The organism is Longimicrobium sp., assembly GCA_036389135.1.
Lineage (GTDB): Bacteria > Gemmatimonadota > Gemmatimonadetes > Longimicrobiales > Longimicrobiaceae > Longimicrobium.
The window spans coordinates 82,447-98,824 of sequence record DASVQP010000061.1 but is presented as its reverse complement, the minus strand read 5'-3'; the positions used below and the strand labels follow the sequence as shown (position 1 = coordinate 98,824).

Below are 16,378 nucleotides of genomic sequence, written 5' to 3'. Positions count from 1 at the left end.
AGCCGTTCCGCGCCCACTCCACCCAGGATGCCCGTGCTCGTCCGCTTCGTTCCCGTCGCGGTGCTCGCGTCCGCGACGCTGCTGCAAGCGCAGCAGCCCGCCCTCACGGGGTACTCGACCGCCGCCGCGCAGCGCCAGCGCGCGGCCGAGGCCGCCGCCCTACGCGTCCCCCAGCCGGACAGGGCGCGCGCCCACTCGCGCATCCTCTCCGCGGAGCCGCACGTGGCGGGGACGCCGGCGCAGGCGCGCACCCGCGACTACGTCATCCAGCAGATGCGCGCCATGGGGCTGGAGACGGAGGTGAGGACGTACAGCGTCTTTCTTCCCCACGCCACCTCGGCGCGGGTGTGGCGCGTGTCGCCGCAGCCGCGAGAGCTGCCCACGGCCGAGCCGCCGGTGCCGGGCGACTCCACCTCCACGGCTTGGCAGTACCCCGCCGCCAACGGCTACAGCGCCGCGGGCGACGTGCAGGGCGAGCTCGTCTACGTCAACTTCGGGCTGATCGAGGACTACGCGCGGCTGGACTCGCTCGGCATCTCGGTGCGCGGCAAGATCGCGGTGGCGCGCTACGGGCGCTCCTTCCGCGGGATCAAGGCGCGCGAGGCGGAGCGGAACGGCGCCATCGCCCTGATCCTGTACAGCGACCCGGAGCAGGACGGGCCCGGCACCGGCCAGCCGTACCCCAACGGCCCCATGCGCCCGGGCGCGGGCATCCAGCGCGGGAGCGTCTTCAACGGCAACGGCGACCCCACCACTCCCAACCGCCCCTCGGTGCGCGGAGTGCGGCGCTCGCCGCCCGTCATGGGCATTCCGCGGCGCGACACCGCGCGTACCGGCCGCATGGTACGCGGGCGCGACGGCCGCATGCGCCCCGATGATCGCGACACCGCGCGCGCGGCGCCAATGGTGATGTCCATCCCCAACATCCCGGTGGTGGCGATCGGCTACGACAACGCGGCGGAGCTGCTGCGCGGCCTCGGCGGGCGCGAGGTGCCGGCGGGGTGGCAGGGCGGGCTTCCCTTCCGCTACCGCATCGGCGCCGGGCCGGTGGTGGCGCGCGTGGCGGTGGAAACGGACGCGCGCACCCCCGCCGCGTACAAGGAGATCTGGAACACCCTGGGGACGATCCGCGGAAGCGAGTTCCCGGACGAGCTGGTGCTGGTGGGCGCCCACCGCGACGGCTGGGGCCCCGGCGCGGCGGACAACGTGAGCGGCACCGTATCCGTGCTGGAGGCCGCGCGCGCCGTGGCCGAGCAGGTGCGCGCCGGCAACCGCCCGCGCCGCACCATCGTCTTCGCCACCTGGGACGCGGAGGAGTGGGGGCTGATCGGCTCCACCGAGTTCGTGGAGCAGGACTCGGCGCGTCTGGTGCGGGGCGCCGCGGCGTACTTCAACATCGACGTCTCCGCGACCGGGCCCAACTTCGGCGGGAGCGCGTCGCCATCGCTGCGCGAGCTGGTGCGCGACGTGGCGCGGACGGTGCCCGACCCGTCCGGCAACGGGAGCATCTACCAGGCGTGGCGGCGCACGGCCGGGCTGGCGGCGGACTCGCTGGAGCCCGCAATGGGTGACCCCGGCGGCGGCTCGGACTTCGCCGGCTTCTACAACCACCTGGGCATTCCGCACGCGGACTGGGGGTTCAGCGGCCGGTACGGCGTCTACCACTCGCAGTACGACTCGTTCAACTGGATGTCGCGCTATGGCGACCCGGACTTCCGCCGCCACACCGCCGCCGCGCAGGTCGGCGCCGCGATGGTGATGCGGATGGCGAACGCGGACGTCCTCCCCTTCGACTACGTGGAGTTCGCCCGCACAATGCGCCGCTACCTCCCGGCGCTGGACAGCTCCTTCCGCGCGCGCGGCTACTCGGCGTTGAACACGGACGCCCTGCGCGGCGCCATCGACCGGATGGAGCGCGCCGCGGTGGGGCTGGCGCGCGCCCGCGACGAGGTGCTGGCCTCGCGCGTGCCGGACCGCCGCACCCTGACGCGCGCCAACTCGTCGATTCGGCGGGTGGAGCGGGCGCTCACACGCAGCCGGGGCCTGAGGTCGCGCCCGTGGTTCCGCTCGCTGATCTACGCGGCGGACGAGAACAACGGCTACGCGAACATGGTCTTCCCCTCCGTGCAGGAGGCCGTGCGCGCCGACGACCGCCGCCTGGCCGAGCAGGAGCTCGCGGATCTGGCCACCCGATTCCTGGGCGCCACCGACGCGCTCCTGAACGCACGCGACATCCTGACCGGCGACGACCGTCGCTGAACTGCCGTTTCACACAGAGCCGCAGAGGGGACAACGAGGGCACAGAGAGACCTGGACGCTGGCGGTCTATCGGCTGATTCGTGAGCGGGGCGCCCCGGCACTCGCCGGACGCCCCGCTGTTCTGGTTAGCTCCTTGCAGCGCACGGCGGCGGATCGGCGCGAACGGCATCAAAAGCGAGGCCGCATGAACAAGGTCAGGATGGAGGACGCGAACAGTGAGACTGCTGCTCGACACTCACACGATCCTCTGGTTCCTGGAGGGCAACCCGCGGCTCAGCCGGACCGCGCGCGATCTGATCGAGGACCTCGCGAACGAACGGCGCTTCAGCGCCGCCGGAGCGTGGGAGATCGCGATAAAGGTGAGTCTCGGGAAGCTGGAGCTGCACGTTCCCTACGAGCAACTCGTACCCGGCCAACTGCTCGCCAACGGGTCGCGCTCCTGCCTCTCCTTCCAGAACACCTCACGGGAGTCCTCGCGCTTCCTTTCCACCATCGCGATCCGTTCGATCGGATGCTCGTGGCGCAGGCGTTCGTGGAGGAAGCAGTTCTCGTCAGCGCCGATCCTGTCCTGGATGCGTACGGCGTGCGCCGCGTCTGGTAGGTGGTAAGACAGTAAGATGTAATGAGCTCTCCCGTTCTTCTTGCTGTTTCCTCTGTGTCTCTGTGTGAGGCTGTTTTACCTACTTCGCACCAGGATGGCGATGAACAAGAGAGCGTCCGATGGGGACTCGATCCTCACGCCCGACGTTGATCCGCGCGCGCAGGCACAGCCCGCTGAGATAGGTGCCGCGCAGCCGGATCTCACGCGCACCGGCGAGGCAATGGCCAGCGGGCGCACCACGCCGTTCGGGATCACCATCCTGGCGGTGCTGGCGGTGGTGTACACGCTCCACCTGGCGCACGGGCTGCTCCTTCCCATCACCTTTGCGCTCCTCCTCAGCTTCCTCTTCAGCCCCGTGGTGCGGGCGCTGGCGAGGCTGCACGTGCGCCCGCCGCTCGGTGCGGGCATCGTCATCCTGACGCTGCTGGGCATGCTGACACTGGGGGCGTACCACCTCTCAGGGCCCGTGCAGAGCTGGGCCACCTCCGCGCCGCAGACGCTGGCCTCCGCGCGCGGCAAGATGAGCAAGCTGCTCAAGCCGATGGAGCGCTTCAGCCGCACCGCCCAGCAGATGGAGAGCGCGACCAGCGGGGTAGACGCGGGAGCGGCTTCGACCGCGCCGCGCGAGGTGGTGGTGCGCGGGCCGAGCCTCATCTCGCGCCTCTTCGGCACCACGCAACGCTTCCTGACCGGCGCGCTGGAGGTGATCATCCTCCTCTACTTCCTCCTGGCGTCGGGCGACCTCTTCCTGCAGAAGCTGGTCAAGGTGCTCCCCTCGCAGGGAGACAAGCGCAAGGCGGTGGAGATCGCGCGCGCCACCGAATCGTCGATCTCCACCTACCTGCTAACCACGGCGGTGGTCAACATCACCGAGGGGATCGCGGTGGGAATCGCGCTGTACCTGCTGGGGATGCCCAACCCGGCGCTGTGGGGGGCGCTGGTGGCGATCTTCGAGTTCATCCCCTACCTGGGCGCCGCGGCGATGACGGTGATCCTGACCATCGCCGCCATCACCACATTCGAGAGCACCGGGCAGGCGCTGCTGGTACCCGCCGCCTTCCTCGTCATCAACCTGATCCAGGGGAACCTGGTGAGCCCCACGCTGCTCGGCCACCGGCTGGCGCTGAACCCGGTGGCGATATTCGTGGGGCTGGCGTTCTGGTACTCGGTGTGGGGTATCCCCGGCGCGTTCCTGGCCGTCCCCATCCTGGCGGCGCTCAAGATCCTCTGCGACCACGTGGAGTCGCTGGCTGCCTTCGGCGAGTTCCTCGGCGGGCGCGACGAAGGGGAGCGGCGCGCGCTGCTCCGCTGAAAACAGCATCACACAGAGGGCACAGAGGGAACCGCAAGAAACAGAGAAACCCTCCTGCTGTTCTTTCGGTGTCCCTCTGTGTCTCTGTGTGAGGTCAGTTGAAGCTCAGGTGGAGCGCAGAAAGCCGGCGAGGAGCTCGTTGGTGCGCTCCGGCACGTCGGACATCACCCAGTGGCTGGAATCGGGGATGCGCTCGATGCGCAGGTCGGGGACCCACTCCTCCAGCCCGTGCGTGTTGCGCTCCGAGAGCGCCTGGTCGCGCATCCCCCAGATCAGCAGCGTGGGGGCGCGCACCGGCACCGGCTCCGGCCGCGGGATGCGCAGGGCGCGGTAGTAGCTCAGCATCGCCGTGAGGGCGCCCGGCCGCGCGGCGGCTTCCTTGTAGCGGCGGATGTCCGCGTCGGTGAAGGCGCCGGGACGCACGGGGTCGTAGCGGAAGATGCGCTCCAGCAGCGCGAAGTCTCTGCGCCGGATCGTCCACTCCGGCACCTGGGGGAGCTGGAAGAACGCCACGTACCACGAGCGGAGGAACTGGTCCGGCTTGCGGATCTCGCGGCGGAAGACGCCCGGGTGCGGCGCGTTGATCACCACCAGCCGGTCGACCACCTCCGGGTGATGCATCGCCACGTGCCACGCGACGATGCCGCCCCAGTCGTGCCCCACCAGGTGCACGCGCTCCGCCCCCAGCGCCCGTACCAGGCCCACCACGTCCGCGGCCAATTGCTGCACGGCGTAGCTGCGGTAGCCGGCGGGCTTGTCGGAAAGGTTGTAGCCGCGCATGTCCGGCGCGACGGCGCGGAACCCCGCCGCCGCCAGCGCCGGAAGCTGGTGCCGCCACGCGTAGCCGAACTCCGGGAAGCCGTGCAGCAGCACGACGGGCGCGCCGGTTCCGGCCTCGATCCAGTGCAGCCGGACGTCGCCCACCTGCGCGTCGCCGTCCGTCCATCCGGCACCGCTTCCCGGCATCGCTCGTCTCCCGTATGCGTGGTGCGCCCCGCCGCCGGAACACCGGCGGCCGGGGCAAGGCACGTCTAGCGGATGGAGCCCTGCAGCTTCTGCGCGTCCGCCAGGTGCTGGGCGACGGCCGGGCGGGCCTTCTCCAACAGCGCCTTCACCTGCGGATCCCGGGCGTTGGGGATCAGCATCGTCTCCAGCGCCTGGAGGGTGGCCTGGTGCGCCTGTACCTGGTGCGCCACGTACGCCGAGTCGAGCTGCCGTCCCGTCATGGCCTCCATCTGCTGGATGGCGGACTGGGCGGCCTGCTTCATCTGCGTGCTCTGCGCGTTGTCCTGCGGCGTCACGCCCTTCCCCTGCAGGAGCTGCGACATCTCCTGCTCCATGCGCGTGTGGTCGTCCACCATCCGCTGCGCGAACTGCTTCACCTGCGCGTTCTCCCCCTTTTGGAGCGCGACGCGGCTGCTCTGGATCTCGCCCTGGTTGGACGCGGACGCGACGGCGGCGATGTTGGCGTCGCTCATCGCCCCCGCGACCGGCGCCTGCGAGCCGGTGCCCGGGGGCGGCGCACCCTGCGGCACCTCGGCGCTGGGGGGCGACACGGCGGCGGTGGCGGTGTCGCCCGCGCCCCCCCGATTGTCGGACGAGCCGCCGCTGCATGCGCCAAGCGCGGCGATGCAGGCGAGCATGGCGATGCTGCGGTACGCGGTCATACGGCCTCCGGTCGGAAAAAAGGACGCCGCGGAGCGGATGATGCGCCCCGCGGCCTGTGTGCCCGCGATCGTTGGCAACTTCGATGCTCGCCGTGCCTCAAGCGCGAGCCGCGGAGTGGCCTTCATACCGCAGGCTGGGGGAGCGGCCCCTCCGCCTCGCCCGCGCGCCGCGGGACCGGCTCGGCGCTCGCCAGGAGCAGCGCGAGCTCGTGGTCCGGCAGCACGTCCCAGCCATCGGGAACCGGCCCAAGACGGCGCTTTTCGACGTCGCACTCAAAGACCAGCCATCCCTGCACCAGCTGGTCCGCGGCCTCGCCGGCCATGCGCATGCGCGCGTCGAAGGTCGGGAATACGTCCCAGACCGTCCACTCGCGATCGTCCTGGAGCAGGTTCCTCATCGGCATGCACGCCTCCGCTCGCAAACGGTATGCGCAACTACGCTCACGGGCACCCGGCGGTCCGCCGCTGCATCAGGGCCGGCGAATACCGGCTGCCGCTTGCTTCGTGACGATCAGGACGACGCCGTGCTCTCCGGCCCGCCCATACTCGACGATTGCTTGAGCGGGCTTCACGACGGTGAGAACGTCGATGTGTTCCGGGCGGATGCCGCGCGCTGCGAGCTCCTCCCCAGACAGCCGCTCACCATTCACGATGAACAGCGGCGGAGGTGTGCCCGGCGGGGGCGGCCCCGGGCAGTTCAGCCGGATGGTGACTCCGGGCCGCGGCTGTGGGGCTGGACCGGCGATCTGGTCGACCGCGCAGCCCTGCAGGAGCAGGGCGATGCCGAGGCCGGGGAGAAGCCGGGAGCTCATCATGGGACGGACCTCTCGATCAGAGGAGCTGCGCGCGGCGGCGTTCTCCGCAGCAGCGTCCAAAGCCCCGCCTCCGCGCACAGCAGGAGCACGGCGATGGCGCCCGTCACCACCCGGATCTTCTCCTGTTGCTCCTCCGTCGGAAACATCTCCAACGAGCCGTTCACGAGGTAGAGCACGTCCATAGCGAGCACCACCCCCACCGCGAGCATCAACAGCCGAATCGCTACTTTCATTGGGGCACCAGGTCTGAGGGTCTCGAAGGGAGGGACGGGACCCTGCCCTACAGCTTCACGGAGACGATCAGGCTCACCTCGCGCGGCATTTCGACCGGCTCGAGCGACCGGGGGCTCACCCGCACCCAGTGTTCACGTTTCAACGAGCCGACGGTGAACCCGATCAGGGCGCCCCCGAGGATGCCGCCCCCGATCAACTCGAGAACGTAGGGCATCTCGTCCGTGTCCTCGCAGAAAGGCTCGTCCGGGCCGTTGCAGTCTGCGTCTTTCCCCGCCTCCCTGGCAACGACCTGCAGGACGCGGTAAAGGGCATACGTACTTACTGCGATTCCGCCGCCAATGAGCGCGCCCCGGACCGTTCCACGGCGCCTTGCTTCACCGGTGGACAAGATTCCACGGCTGATTTCCAGATGAGTGAGAGCGCTGAAGGGGGTCGTTTGCACCGCTCCGTCGCTCTCCCTCCGGGTCGTAATGGATTCGCTGTCGATGCCGACGATGGTGCCCACTGCCGTTCCCCCGCCGCGATTGATCGCGACTCCATCAACGACTATGGGCACCGTCACGCGCACGCGCGTGCCGGGCGCCACCTGGATACGCTGCTGGCAGGGCGCCGCGGATGCGGTGAGAGCTACTGCGAGGAGTCCGGCGAGAGAAAGGCGAAGCATCAGGATTCGGGTTGAGATGGTGGAAAGCGCCGATCGAACTGCGGCTCACGTCCTCACGGACGGTCTGGGGCTGATGAGGAATGCGTAGCGGCACCCGGCGGGCGCAGCACGGGCTCGAGCGTCTTCGGCGCCTCCGCGGGCTTGCGGGGATCCCCGGACGAGCCGGCGCTCATCGGGTAGCAGTCGGGCGGCGACTGCTGATCGGGCCCAACGCTCGTCCAGCAGTACCACGACTTGCGGCGCGCCGCGGCCCGGTAGCCGGTCCCGGTCGACTGCAGGCTCAGAGTGACGTCGCGCTCGGGCCTGTACGGCAGGTTCGCGGCGCTGAGCGGGCGGCCGGCGTCCAGCGTATCCGGAAAGCGGCCGTACCGGGACGAGTGCCGCTGCATGGCGTCGTTGAGCCGGACCAGCTCCTCCGCCGCTTCGCTTCGCGCATCGCCGCACCCGGCCACGAGAAGCGCGGCGAGAACGGGCAGCAGCCAGCGGAGCTTTGGGTGCGAGTTAGGGATCATGCGAAATCCTCCATGGCATTCGTCCGATGACGGGGACGCGCCGGCCGCGGTTGGTTCGTCAGCCTCGTGCGGGCGGCGCGGGCATGGCGGCGTTGAACTGTTCGGACTGCCCTCGCGGGATGCTGAGCGATTCCCAGCGGTCTGCCTGGAAGTGCTTCGCGAGGAAGACGATCTGCCCCACGTGATAGGCGGCATGCGTGAGCTGGCGGTTGATCGCCTGCACGAGCGAGTGCGGTTCGCCGCGGATCTGGATGGTGCGGTCCAGGTCGGCCGGGGTGAGGGACCCCAGCGAGAGGAACGCGGTCGCCCACCCCGCTCCCCAGCGCGCCATCAGCGACTCGCGGGTCTCGGTGGGGGCGATCACGAACTCCGAGTCCCGGTCGCGCCCCGGCTTCTCGCCATCCGCGGTCAGCAGGTCTGTCCAGCGCGAGAGCAGGTTGCCCGCCATGTGCTTGACCACCACGGCCAGGCTGTTCGACTCCGTGTCGATTGTCGCAAAGAACTGCGCGTCAGTCACACGGGCGAGCGACCGGTCCGCGAGCGACTCGTACTTGCGCAGGGTCTCCGCGGAATCGCGAAGGTACTCCGTTCGGATCGCGTCCTCCAACGATCACCTCCAGGCGGAAGAACCAAAAGCAGGTGGAGCACTCGAATGCGCGGCCAACTGTAGGGCCAGGAGCATCGGCGGGGCGAGCAGTGCCGGATGACGTGCGCCATCATGGCTATCCCGCCTCTTCCGACCGTACGTGGATCACCGCGGCGGCGCCTCCGCCAGCACGAATGACCGATGGACGCGGTCAAAGAGGTCCTGGTGCTTCTCCGGGCTGCTGTCCCGCGCAAAGAACACGAGCAAGTACATGATCCCGTCCTTGACCGTAAGGTATGCCTCACCGACCCCCGGCGTGGGGCCCTGCAGGCGGCCCCGCACGTATGCGCCGCGCTGGCCGCCCAGCGTGCTGACCTCCAGCACCCGCCCGTCCGGCTCCAGAGAGTTGAGACTCGAGACCACGCGGGTCATGAGCGCCATCATGATCGAGTCGGAGCCCATGAACCTCTGCGTATAGATCCGCCGCTGGTCCGCTTCGGAGACGGTGCCGGGGTTCTGCTGCAGGGACACCAGGTCGGTGACCGACACCATCATGATCACGTCGTCGCGGCCGACCGTGAGCACGTCGTTGTCAACGGACCTGTTCCAGCCCTGCACCGGCACGTCCACCCGGTACGCGATGGGGGTTCCCTGGAAGGTGACGAGAGGCTGCGCCGCGGCGGCCGGGGCCAGGCCGGACAGCAGCGCGGCGAGTGCGGCGAGCACGTGGATGCGGGGCATGTGCATGGGACTGCGGAGCTGGGGTGGACGAGGTACGGAATGATGGCGGGCACACCGTGGCGGGGCTGCCTCCAATGTAGGCGAAAGCAGTCGATCCGCCACCTCCGCCGCGGCATGCATCGCTGCCCGCGGGCACCCGGTGCGGAGCCGCGGGCGCGCCCGGAAGCACGCACCCCGGCATCGCGCATGCGTCAGGGTGGGACCACGGCGGCTCAGGCTCGCAAGTACTTTATATTCGCAGTTTTGCAGCGGGAAGCTTGCCATGGAAAAGATCTCCCCAGCGGCGTCGGGCCGTACGTATCCATCGGAAGAGCGCCTCGGGCGGCTAGCGGAGCGGGTGCGAGAAGAGTTCCGCGCCTTCGTCTTCGACCCCGGCTTCTCGTGTCTGGGCGCCCGCGCGGCGCTCCGTCACGGCGGCCACCGCATCGGCGCGTTCGGACCGATGGGCACGCCGGAGGCGACGGAACAGCTCGCGCGCGCCCTGGCGGAGTTCGCCCCCGCGGCGGCGGAAGCGGAGTTCTCGACCTTTGTGGCAGCCTTCATGGGGGCGGCACCCGAGGACGAGACCGAGTTCGAGGCGCTTTTGTGGCAGCAGCTCCAGGCGCTGCACGACGCGGACGCCACGCGCGGTTGGGCGCCGTCCGTCAGCGACCGGCCGGAGGACCCTCGTTTCTCCTTCTCGTTCGCCGGGATGGCGTTCTTTGTGGTGGGGCTGCATCCCGCGAGCTCGCGGCTGGCGCGGCGCTTCGGGTGGCCGACGCTGGTCTTCAACCCCCGCGCGCAGTTCGAGCGGCTCCGCGAGGACGGCCGCTACGGCGGGCTGCGCGACCAGATCCGCGCCCGCGAGGTTGCGCTCCAGGGCGACCTCAACCCCAACCTGGCCGAGTTCGGCGAGGCGTCCGAGGCGAGGCAGTACTCCGGGCGCGCCGCCGGACCCGAGTGGCGCTGCCCCTTCCACCGGCACCCATGACCGAGCCCACACCCGACCTCCGGCACCCCATCATGCAGACCATCCGTACCTTGCACCTCCCCCCGCAGACCGGCGCCGGCTTCGAGATCCGCCGGGGAGAGCTTCTCCGCATCATCGATCCCACCGGCGAGCAGGTATCCGACCTGGTGTCGTTCGCCCGCGACGACACGAGCGAGTGGCTGTCGTCGGGGCGCACCATCGACCACGCAAACAACATCTACCTCACCACGGGGCACACGCTGTACTCCAACCGCAGCCGCCCCATGTGGACCATCGTGGAGGACACGGTCGGCCGGCACGACTTCCTGCTGACCCCCTGCTCGCCAGACACCTTTCGCATCATCTACGGCAACACGGACCCGCACCCCAGCTGCTTCGGCAACCTGGTGGAGAACCTGGCCCCGTTCGGAATCGCGCCGGACGCGATCCCCACCACCTTCAACGTGTTCATGAACGTGGCGGTGGGTGAAGACGGCGAGCTGGCGATTCTTCCGCCCCGCTCGCGGGCGGGGGACTACCTGCTGCTGAGGGCGGAGATGGAGATGGTGGTAGGGGTGACCGCGTGCTCGGCCGAGCTCTCCAACAACGGCTCCTTCAAGCCGATCGACGTGGAGGTGCTGCCCAGCGCACCGGCGTGACGGCGGCGCAGCTCGGCCATGGGCGTGGCGGCCCGGCGCAGGACGGAGCCGCGATAGCGGACGCCCCCGTGCAGCACGCGCTCGCCGACCGCCAGCCAGCTGCACACGCCCCGCTCCACGAAGAGCCAACCCGGCGCGAGTAGCGACGAGCTGGCCGGGAAGTAGTCCGCACCGCCCTCCCGCCTGCGCCCCCACTCGGCCACAGCGGCAACGCCCAGCACCGCGCCGGCGGCGGCCTTCCAGCCTCCGCGCCACGCGAGCGCGCCCAGCACGGGGAGCGCGGCGAGCTGCACGGCAAGGCGCGCGGGCCGCGCCCATTCGTCGTAGGCCTGGCGGACCCGCTGGTTGATGAAGTGGCGGGCTTCCGGCGGCTGGCGGAGGACGAAGACGTCCCTCGCGACGTGCTCGCGCCCTCCCGCGGCGAGCACGGTGCGCACCAGCTCCAAGTTCTCGAACATCACCGCGCCGTCGTAGCCGCCGGTGGCCAGCAGCCCGGAGCGGCGCACCGCGAGCGTCCCGGGCCAGTCGCCGTCCATGACCCGGTTGAGCAGGATGCGCCCCGTGTCCCACCGGGCGTGCCAGGGAAGCGGATGGAAGTAGTTCTGCGGGCGGACGACGTGGGCGTCGTCCAGCAGCCGTGCCACGGCTGTCAGCCCCTCCAGATCGTAGCGCACGTCGTCGTCGGCCACGACGATCCTCTCGTGCGTGGCATGGTGCACGCCCGTCAGCACCCCGCCCACCTTCCCCATCGGCGTGGCCTTGTCCGCATCCACCGGAAGGTGCCGGACGAACAATCCCCACTGCGCGGCGTGCGCGGCAAAAACTTCCGCGTCCGACCCATCGACCACCAGCACCTCCGCATGCGCCGAGAGCCACCGCAGGTACGCGGTGAGCCCGCCGCCGTGCAGCGCCGTACCGGAGCGCAGTGGAAGGACGTACGAGATCAGCATGACCGGGAGCGGCGGCAACGCGTGTGCCAGCGAAGCGCGGGTTCAGCGCGCGACGACGCTTGCAGAATATGGCGCGCCCGTGGCAGAAGCGCCGCGAGCCACATCGTCACTCGGCTGTATTGTCAGGGCGGAAGCCGAGGTGAGTGCTCATGGTGAAGCTCGCCACGTTCTGCCGGCGCGGCGCCGTCACGATCGCTCGGTAGCCGTGCGCACGCGCGTACTCGACACCGAGCAGCTTGAGCGCCGTTCCGATCCCCCGTTGCCGGTGCTCCTTGCAGACGCCCGTCCACCCCTGTTCCAGCCGGCCGTCACGGCTGAGTTTCGGGTCCAGCAGCGTGTACCCAATCCAGCGCTCACCGTCGAGGGCGAGGAAGCACGCCTCCGGGTCGAGTTCGAACGAGACCAGCCGGTGCCGCATGACCTCGGGGGTGCGCGGCACGGCCGGATCTCCGGTCTCGCTCCGCGTGGCGTTATCGAGCTCCGTGAAGCGCTCCAGCCAGTCCGCGCACCGTGCTTGGGCGGTGGCGAGGGTGGTGAACGTCACACCGTCCGCATGGAGCCGCGAGAATAGCGGTGCGAACTCGTTGACGTCGACGTCCCGCACCACGAGCTCCAGGACTACCTGATCTGGCAGCAGCATGACCGCCTCCTTGAGAGCACTGCGCGAGACGCTGAGTCACCCGGCTCAATCGTCATCGTCAAACTGGATATCGTCGAACGATCTGAGCGGAATGGTCGCCTGGCCGTCGATCTCGAGCGTACCGGCAGCGCCGCCGGCTTTCAGATGGTCGTGGGCGCGAAGGACGGGGAACGTGAGCCCGGTACGCTTTTCGACCTCAGCAATCGTCGTCTGCACTTCCTTGACGTTGAGGAACGCCTCGAATCCGGGGAGCTCCGTGATGTCTTCCTGGTTGAGGATGAACGCGGTGGCGGACAGCGAGCCATTTTCACGAATCAGCGCACACACCTTCCAGAACTCCATCGGAATGCGGACCGGAGCCGTCATCTCCTCGTTCTGGTACTTGGGGTCGGAACGCTTGAAGATCGGACCGGTGATTACGGTCATCCGCCTTTTGTGCTTTGCGGCGTTCCGTTCCAGCAGGAACTGCTCGATCCCCTGCCACCGGGCCGTCGTCTGGTTGAAGCCAGCGAGCTGCAGGCAGCAGTTGCTGAAGTGAAAGGTATCGGCCAGCGCGTGCAATGCTTCCGCTTCGGTCCCCCACGCCACGTCCAGGTAGCGCGTGAGATGGCCCCGATCGGTGTTCTTGGCCGCGTACAGGTCTTCGCCGCACTGGAAGCGCGGGGCCCTGGGATTGTCGATTCGCGAATCGATACGCCACCGATCGTCCTTGCGCTTCGGCAGCGCGGGCCTGCGCTCGCCGTCGATGTTCGCCGCGCTGTACCAGGCGAAACGGCGATCGGCGTTCATCGCCAGCGAAAAGTGATGGTAGGCCAGGACGTGCTCATCGCCGTCCACCCGGTACTCGGCCGGAACCTCCACCGACTTCTTCTTCATCTCCGCCGACAGCGCCGGAAGCGGCACTTCGATCCCCAGGAAAGCGCGGTCGTAGCCCTTTCGCGTCGACCAGTCGGGATCCACCACCAGCGCTTCGGCAAAGGGAGCCGCGGGTTGGGTGACGGCTCGTGCTGGCTCGGCGGGCGCCGGAGCGGCGGTGGCGGCCACGACCGGAGCCTGTGGCGCACCGAGGGAAACGGTGATGTTCAGCGGAACGGTGAACGAAACGTTGCCTGTGTTGCTCACGGCGGCACCTTCCTGGACGTTGTGCTGTGACGGTGAAGGGGAGCCCGTCGTGCGCGCAAGCTCGATGGGGTTGGGCGGCGCCGTGTTCAACGCAAGATCCAGCAGGCCGCGAGACTCAGGCCGAATACTGGCCGACTTGAGCGCGCTGACGATGGCTGAGACGCGTGCTCCCTCGTTCGCGATCCACTTGATGAGCGCCGGATCGTCCCGGTCCTCGTCCCAGGGGTTCCCGTCCGTCCGGCGGATCACCCCGCCCTCGATGCTGGGAACGCCGGAGTGGTGAAGGGCGATCAGCTCCCACTGGTCGTTGAAGCAGGGCGATCCCGACGAGCCTGGCTCGGTATCCGTCGTGTAGTACAGGAAGTCCGGCTTGCCCGTGGGGATGTCGATCACGTCGTTGTTGCGAAGGGCGATCTGCTTCAGGCCGCCCCGCGGATGCTGGATGATGTTGAGCGGATCGCCCTTTTCAGCCTTGCCAAGAGTAGGGATGAGCTGAATCCACGGATAGCGCGAGATCGGCTGGCCCTTGGTCGACGCTTCGGCGACCGCGACGATCGTGAAATCGAGCGCCTTGTCGGTCACGAAGAAAGCGGCGGGGTCCAGGCGGAACGGCTGCACCGGAAGCAGGTCTCCCGAACCGTTCTCCTGGTAGTCGAACTGGGCCTCGGCGGCCAGCGCGTCCTCGGCTGAGCGCAGCACGTGGTTGTTGGTCATCAGCAGACGCGGCCCCACCAGCACCCCCGTACCCGCGGCGGACCCGATCCGGATGCGGCAGATGGCGCGCGCGACCGCGATCGCGAGCTCCAGGTAGTTGATGTCGCGCATGTCGTTGGAGCCGAGGATGCGCTCCTGGGCCAGACTCGCGAGCGTCTCTTCGGCGCTGCGTACCGCACCGTTCGACTCCGCCTCGGTGACGGTCGCCCGCGCCCGCTCGTGGGTGAGCGACGCCTTGAGGTACTTCTTCCGGTTGTCGGTCTCCACCACGATATCGTCCTGCAGGACGCCTTCCGGGAGCGCATGCTCCTTGTAGCGGATGCCGGCGCTGTGGGCCTGCTGCACGTCGAACTTGCGGCCGCCTGGATATTCGCTCGCCATGGGATGCACCGGTGGAAGGATGGACACGCGTGACTGACATTTATCGCCGCCCAACGGACGGAACGCACACTTTATGGATGGTCAGAGATCCGGCGATTCGCGCTGCACACCAAGCCTCGAGTCGCATTCGCACGCAGGTCCCCTTTGCGCCAGCAGATTCGGCGCGTGACGACTCGACGCACGTCACTGCTTCATCTCACACATGGGTGAGCCGTGTTCGTCGATGGTGACGATAGGGCGGCAGTTCGCGTGCTCGGGATCGGGCTTCAGCTCCTGTGCCTCGCGGCAGAAGATCGCATCGTTGACGTACTCGCGGATTCGCACGAGCAGATACTCACTCGTCTCCCGGTCGAATCGGTCCCAGAAGTAGGCGGCGAGCTGCGCACCCTGCTTTGTGCCGGCCTGGTCCCAGTCGCTCCCCCTACGCTTCGCATCCTCCAGGTGCAGGGAGCCACGAACCGCATGCAGATCCGTGAGCAATTTGCTGAACCGGGCGACAAACTCGGCTTTTGTCATTGATCTCTCTGCTGGGTGAGCGCGAGAGCGCCTCGCACTCTGCTGCTTCAGGCAGGGCGGCCGAACGACGATGGGTGCTTCGCTCGGCGCCACGCCAGAACGACCCCCGCGAATACGAGCGAAGGCAACCAGACCCAGACGAACTCGCTCCGCAGCACCGCCAGCCCGCGTACGGTAAAGAAGCGGCTGATGCTAAGCGGCGAGACCTCAATGGGGCGCCACGGAAAGAAGTAGCGGCTGTTCTCCAGGGGCGCGAAGAAGGCCACCCCCAACCCGCCCGTGGTCAGCGCATCGAGAAAGGCATGAGAGGCAGTCGCGAGGAAGAAGAAGAGCCACAGCCTCCCTCGCTGGCGCTCGCGCGGGAAGAACAGCGCCACGACGACGGCCGCAAGCAGCGCCGCAAAGAACAACGAGTGCGACAGGCCGCGGTGCCCGAGCACGTGCTCGTACGGAATGCCGAACCGAAAGGCGATCACGTCCAGGTCTGGCAGTACGGCGCACGCCGCCCCCAGGATCCAGAAGCGGGCGGGCACGGCCGGGCGCCAGAATGCGGTTCCCAGCGCGAGCGCGGCGGCGGCGTGCGAGAATGCGGAGGCCATTCGGGGATGTTGATGGCGTGCAACGTGGTCGTGCTGGCCGCCGGCAATCGCAGTGCACGCGTCAGCAGAAGAATCGATCCCGCGTGTTACGCGATTCTACGCAGCGGAACGAGACCGTTCCTTGATGATGCCGGCCAGAGCCCTGAGGGCTTGGTTGACAGCCGCGGCGTCAGGGAAGATCTCGGCTACATCAGGGTCCAAAGGAACGAGGTTGGTGCCCTGCGCGCAACGTTCAGCGTACTTTCCACGCACCCCCTGGCTCAGTTGCTCAGGGGTGAACTCGTACTCTTCGCGCAGCTCGTCAGCGTCCGATTTCGCGTTCATACGTCCTCCGCTCGCTTGTGGTCATCGGCCGTGGGCTGATCAGCCGCACGGAATCGCCGCGCTCGGTGAGTGATGCAAGGATGAGGCGGCCATACCTCGACTGGCCAGGAGCAGGAGCCGTTACTCAGCTCGC

General features: G+C 68.7%; 19 protein-coding genes and 1 pseudogene. 5 read left to right on the top strand and 15 right to left on the bottom strand.

Features of this window, described 5'->3' with window-relative positions:
• The first annotated feature begins 27 nt into the window (after positions 1–27).
• From VF584_14775 to VF584_14765, 3 genes are all read left to right on the top strand, one after another.
• A complete protein-coding gene (locus VF584_14775; protein ID HEX8211433.1) occupies positions 28–2,259 on the top strand; it encodes a M20/M25/M40 family metallo-hydrolase in 2,232 nt (743 codons plus the stop codon).
• A 215-nt stretch (positions 2,260–2,474) separates the two neighbouring features.
• Positions 2,475–2,867 carry a type II toxin-antitoxin system VapC family toxin gene (locus VF584_14770; protein HEX8211432.1) on the top strand — a complete coding sequence of 131 codons (393 nt, stop codon included), beginning with the start codon at positions 2,475–2,477 and terminating at the stop codon, positions 2,865–2,867.
• 93 nt (positions 2,868–2,960) lie between these two features.
• On the top strand, positions 2,961–4,172 hold the full coding sequence (locus VF584_14765) for an AI-2E family transporter (protein HEX8211431.1): 1,212 nt from the start codon (positions 2,961–2,963) through the stop codon (positions 4,170–4,172).
• 105 nt (positions 4,173–4,277) lie between these two features.
• Here VF584_14765 and VF584_14760 read toward each other — a convergent pair whose 3' ends face one another.
• The 9 genes from VF584_14760 to VF584_14720 all read right to left on the bottom strand — a co-directional run bounded on the left by VF584_14760 (position 4,278) and on the right by VF584_14720 (position 9,391).
• Entirely contained in the window at positions 4,278–5,138 is an 861-nt protein-coding gene (locus VF584_14760) for an alpha/beta hydrolase (protein HEX8211430.1), read from the bottom strand.
• A 65-nt stretch (positions 5,139–5,203) separates the two neighbouring features.
• A complete protein-coding gene (locus VF584_14755; protein ID HEX8211429.1) occupies positions 5,204–5,839 on the bottom strand; it encodes a DUF4142 domain-containing protein in 636 nt (211 codons plus the stop codon).
• A 122-nt stretch (positions 5,840–5,961) separates the two neighbouring features.
• On the bottom strand, positions 5,962–6,243 hold the full coding sequence (locus VF584_14750) for a hypothetical protein (GenBank protein HEX8211428.1): 282 nt from the start codon (positions 6,241–6,243) through the stop codon (positions 5,962–5,964).
• A 66-nt stretch (positions 6,244–6,309) separates the two neighbouring features.
• Entirely contained in the window at positions 6,310–6,654 is a 345-nt protein-coding gene (locus tag VF584_14745; GenBank protein HEX8211427.1) for a hypothetical protein, read from the bottom strand.
• On the bottom strand, positions 6,651–6,887 hold the full coding sequence (locus VF584_14740) for a hypothetical protein (GenBank protein ID HEX8211426.1): 237 nt from the start codon (positions 6,885–6,887) through the stop codon (positions 6,651–6,653). Before VF584_14740 ends, VF584_14745 begins: the two co-directional genes overlap by 4 nt.
• A 47-nt stretch (positions 6,888–6,934) precedes the next feature.
• Complete coding sequence (locus VF584_14735) at positions 6,935–7,552, bottom strand: hypothetical protein (GenBank protein HEX8211425.1); 618 nt, start codon at positions 7,550–7,552, stop codon at positions 6,935–6,937.
• Between the two features lie 53 nt (positions 7,553–7,605).
• Positions 7,606–8,064 carry a hypothetical protein gene (locus VF584_14730; protein ID HEX8211424.1) on the bottom strand — a complete coding sequence of 153 codons (459 nt, stop codon included), beginning with the start codon at positions 8,062–8,064 and terminating at the stop codon, positions 7,606–7,608.
• Between the two features lie 58 nt (positions 8,065–8,122).
• Entirely contained in the window at positions 8,123–8,671 is a 549-nt protein-coding gene (locus VF584_14725; GenBank protein HEX8211423.1) for a DUF1572 family protein, read from the bottom strand.
• Positions 8,672–8,815: 144 nt separating this feature from the next.
• Positions 8,816–9,391 (bottom strand): hypothetical protein, encoded by a 576-nt coding sequence (locus VF584_14720; GenBank protein ID HEX8211422.1) that lies wholly within the window; start codon positions 9,389–9,391, stop codon positions 8,816–8,818.
• A gap of 262 nt (positions 9,392–9,653) precedes the next feature.
• Between VF584_14720 and gntA the strand changes: the two genes are divergently transcribed.
• Both gntA and VF584_14710 read left to right on the top strand, forming a co-directional pair.
• Positions 9,654–10,361, top strand: a complete 708-nt coding sequence (gntA, locus tag VF584_14715) for a guanitoxin biosynthesis heme-dependent pre-guanitoxin N-hydroxylase GntA (GenBank protein HEX8211421.1) — start codon at positions 9,654–9,656, stop codon at positions 10,359–10,361.
• Positions 10,358–10,849 (top strand): annotated as a pseudogene (locus VF584_14710) (urea carboxylase-associated family protein). Before gntA ends, VF584_14710 begins: the two are co-directional and overlap by 4 nt.
• A gap of 26 nt (positions 10,850–10,875) precedes the next feature.
• Here the strand turns inward: VF584_14710 and VF584_14705 are convergent.
• The 6 genes from VF584_14705 to VF584_14680 all read right to left on the bottom strand — a co-directional run bounded on the left by VF584_14705 (position 10,876) and on the right by VF584_14680 (position 16,245).
• Positions 10,876–11,949 (bottom strand): glycosyltransferase family 2 protein, encoded by a 1,074-nt coding sequence (locus VF584_14705; GenBank protein ID HEX8211420.1) that lies wholly within the window; start codon positions 11,947–11,949, stop codon positions 10,876–10,878.
• Between the two features lie 106 nt (positions 11,950–12,055).
• Positions 12,056–12,589, bottom strand: coding sequence for a GNAT family N-acetyltransferase (locus VF584_14700; protein HEX8211419.1), 534 nt, complete (start codon positions 12,587–12,589; stop codon positions 12,056–12,058).
• A gap of 45 nt (positions 12,590–12,634) precedes the next feature.
• On the bottom strand, positions 12,635–14,806 hold the full coding sequence (locus VF584_14695) for a DNA/RNA non-specific endonuclease (GenBank protein ID HEX8211418.1): 2,172 nt from the start codon (positions 14,804–14,806) through the stop codon (positions 12,635–12,637).
• Between the two features lie 183 nt (positions 14,807–14,989).
• Positions 14,990–15,322: a hypothetical protein gene (locus tag VF584_14690; protein HEX8211417.1), complete on the bottom strand. Its 333-nt coding sequence runs from the start codon at positions 15,320–15,322 to the stop codon at positions 14,990–14,992.
• A gap of 47 nt (positions 15,323–15,369) precedes the next feature.
• Positions 15,370–15,921 carry a metal-dependent hydrolase gene (locus tag VF584_14685; GenBank protein ID HEX8211416.1) on the bottom strand — a complete coding sequence of 184 codons (552 nt, stop codon included), beginning with the start codon at positions 15,919–15,921 and terminating at the stop codon, positions 15,370–15,372.
• Positions 15,922–16,017: 96 nt separating this feature from the next.
• Positions 16,018–16,245: a hypothetical protein gene (locus VF584_14680; GenBank protein ID HEX8211415.1), complete on the bottom strand. Its 228-nt coding sequence runs from the start codon at positions 16,243–16,245 to the stop codon at positions 16,018–16,020.
• Positions 16,246–16,378: the final 133 nt, after the last annotated feature.

What these genes read in the sequence shown, in the direction of transcription:
- VF584_14775 (HEX8211433.1), top strand. Translation starts at nt 28, where the DNA reads ATGCCCGTGCTCGTCCGCTTCGTTCCCGTCGCGGTGCTCGCGTCCGCG.
- VF584_14765 (HEX8211431.1), top strand. Translation starts at nt 2,961, where the DNA reads ATGAACAAGAGAGCGTCCGATGGGGACTCGATCCTCACGCCCGACGTT.
- VF584_14760 (HEX8211430.1), bottom strand. Translation starts at nt 5,138, where the DNA reads ATGCCGGGAAGCGGTGCCGGATGGACGGACGGCGACGCGCAGGTGGGC.
- VF584_14755 (HEX8211429.1), bottom strand. Translation starts at nt 5,839, where the DNA reads ATGACCGCGTACCGCAGCATCGCCATGCTCGCCTGCATCGCCGCGCTT.
- VF584_14750 (HEX8211428.1), bottom strand. Translation starts at nt 6,243, where the DNA reads ATGCCGATGAGGAACCTGCTCCAGGACGATCGCGAGTGGACGGTCTGG.
- VF584_14745 (HEX8211427.1), bottom strand. Translation starts at nt 6,654, where the DNA reads ATGATGAGCTCCCGGCTTCTCCCCGGCCTCGGCATCGCCCTGCTCCTG.
- VF584_14740 (HEX8211426.1), bottom strand. Translation starts at nt 6,887, where the DNA reads ATGAAAGTAGCGATTCGGCTGTTGATGCTCGCGGTGGGGGTGGTGCTC.
- VF584_14735 (HEX8211425.1), bottom strand. Translation starts at nt 7,552, where the DNA reads ATGCTTCGCCTTTCTCTCGCCGGACTCCTCGCAGTAGCTCTCACCGCA.
- VF584_14730 (HEX8211424.1), bottom strand. Translation starts at nt 8,064, where the DNA reads ATGATCCCTAACTCGCACCCAAAGCTCCGCTGGCTGCTGCCCGTTCTC.
- VF584_14720 (HEX8211422.1), bottom strand. Translation starts at nt 9,391, where the DNA reads ATGCCCCGCATCCACGTGCTCGCCGCACTCGCCGCGCTGCTGTCCGGC.
- gntA (HEX8211421.1), top strand. Translation starts at nt 9,654, where the DNA reads ATGGAAAAGATCTCCCCAGCGGCGTCGGGCCGTACGTATCCATCGGAA.
- VF584_14705 (HEX8211420.1), bottom strand. Translation starts at nt 11,949, where the DNA reads ATGCTGATCTCGTACGTCCTTCCACTGCGCTCCGGTACGGCGCTGCAC.
- VF584_14700 (HEX8211419.1), bottom strand. Translation starts at nt 12,589, where the DNA reads ATGCTGCTGCCAGATCAGGTAGTCCTGGAGCTCGTGGTGCGGGACGTC.
- VF584_14695 (HEX8211418.1), bottom strand. Translation starts at nt 14,806, where the DNA reads ATGGCGAGCGAATATCCAGGCGGCCGCAAGTTCGACGTGCAGCAGGCC.
- VF584_14690 (HEX8211417.1), bottom strand. Translation starts at nt 15,322, where the DNA reads ATGACAAAAGCCGAGTTTGTCGCCCGGTTCAGCAAATTGCTCACGGAT.
- VF584_14685 (HEX8211416.1), bottom strand. Translation starts at nt 15,921, where the DNA reads ATGGCCTCCGCATTCTCGCACGCCGCCGCCGCGCTCGCGCTGGGAACC.
- VF584_14680 (HEX8211415.1), bottom strand. Translation starts at nt 16,245, where the DNA reads ATGAACGCGAAATCGGACGCTGACGAGCTGCGCGAAGAGTACGAGTTC.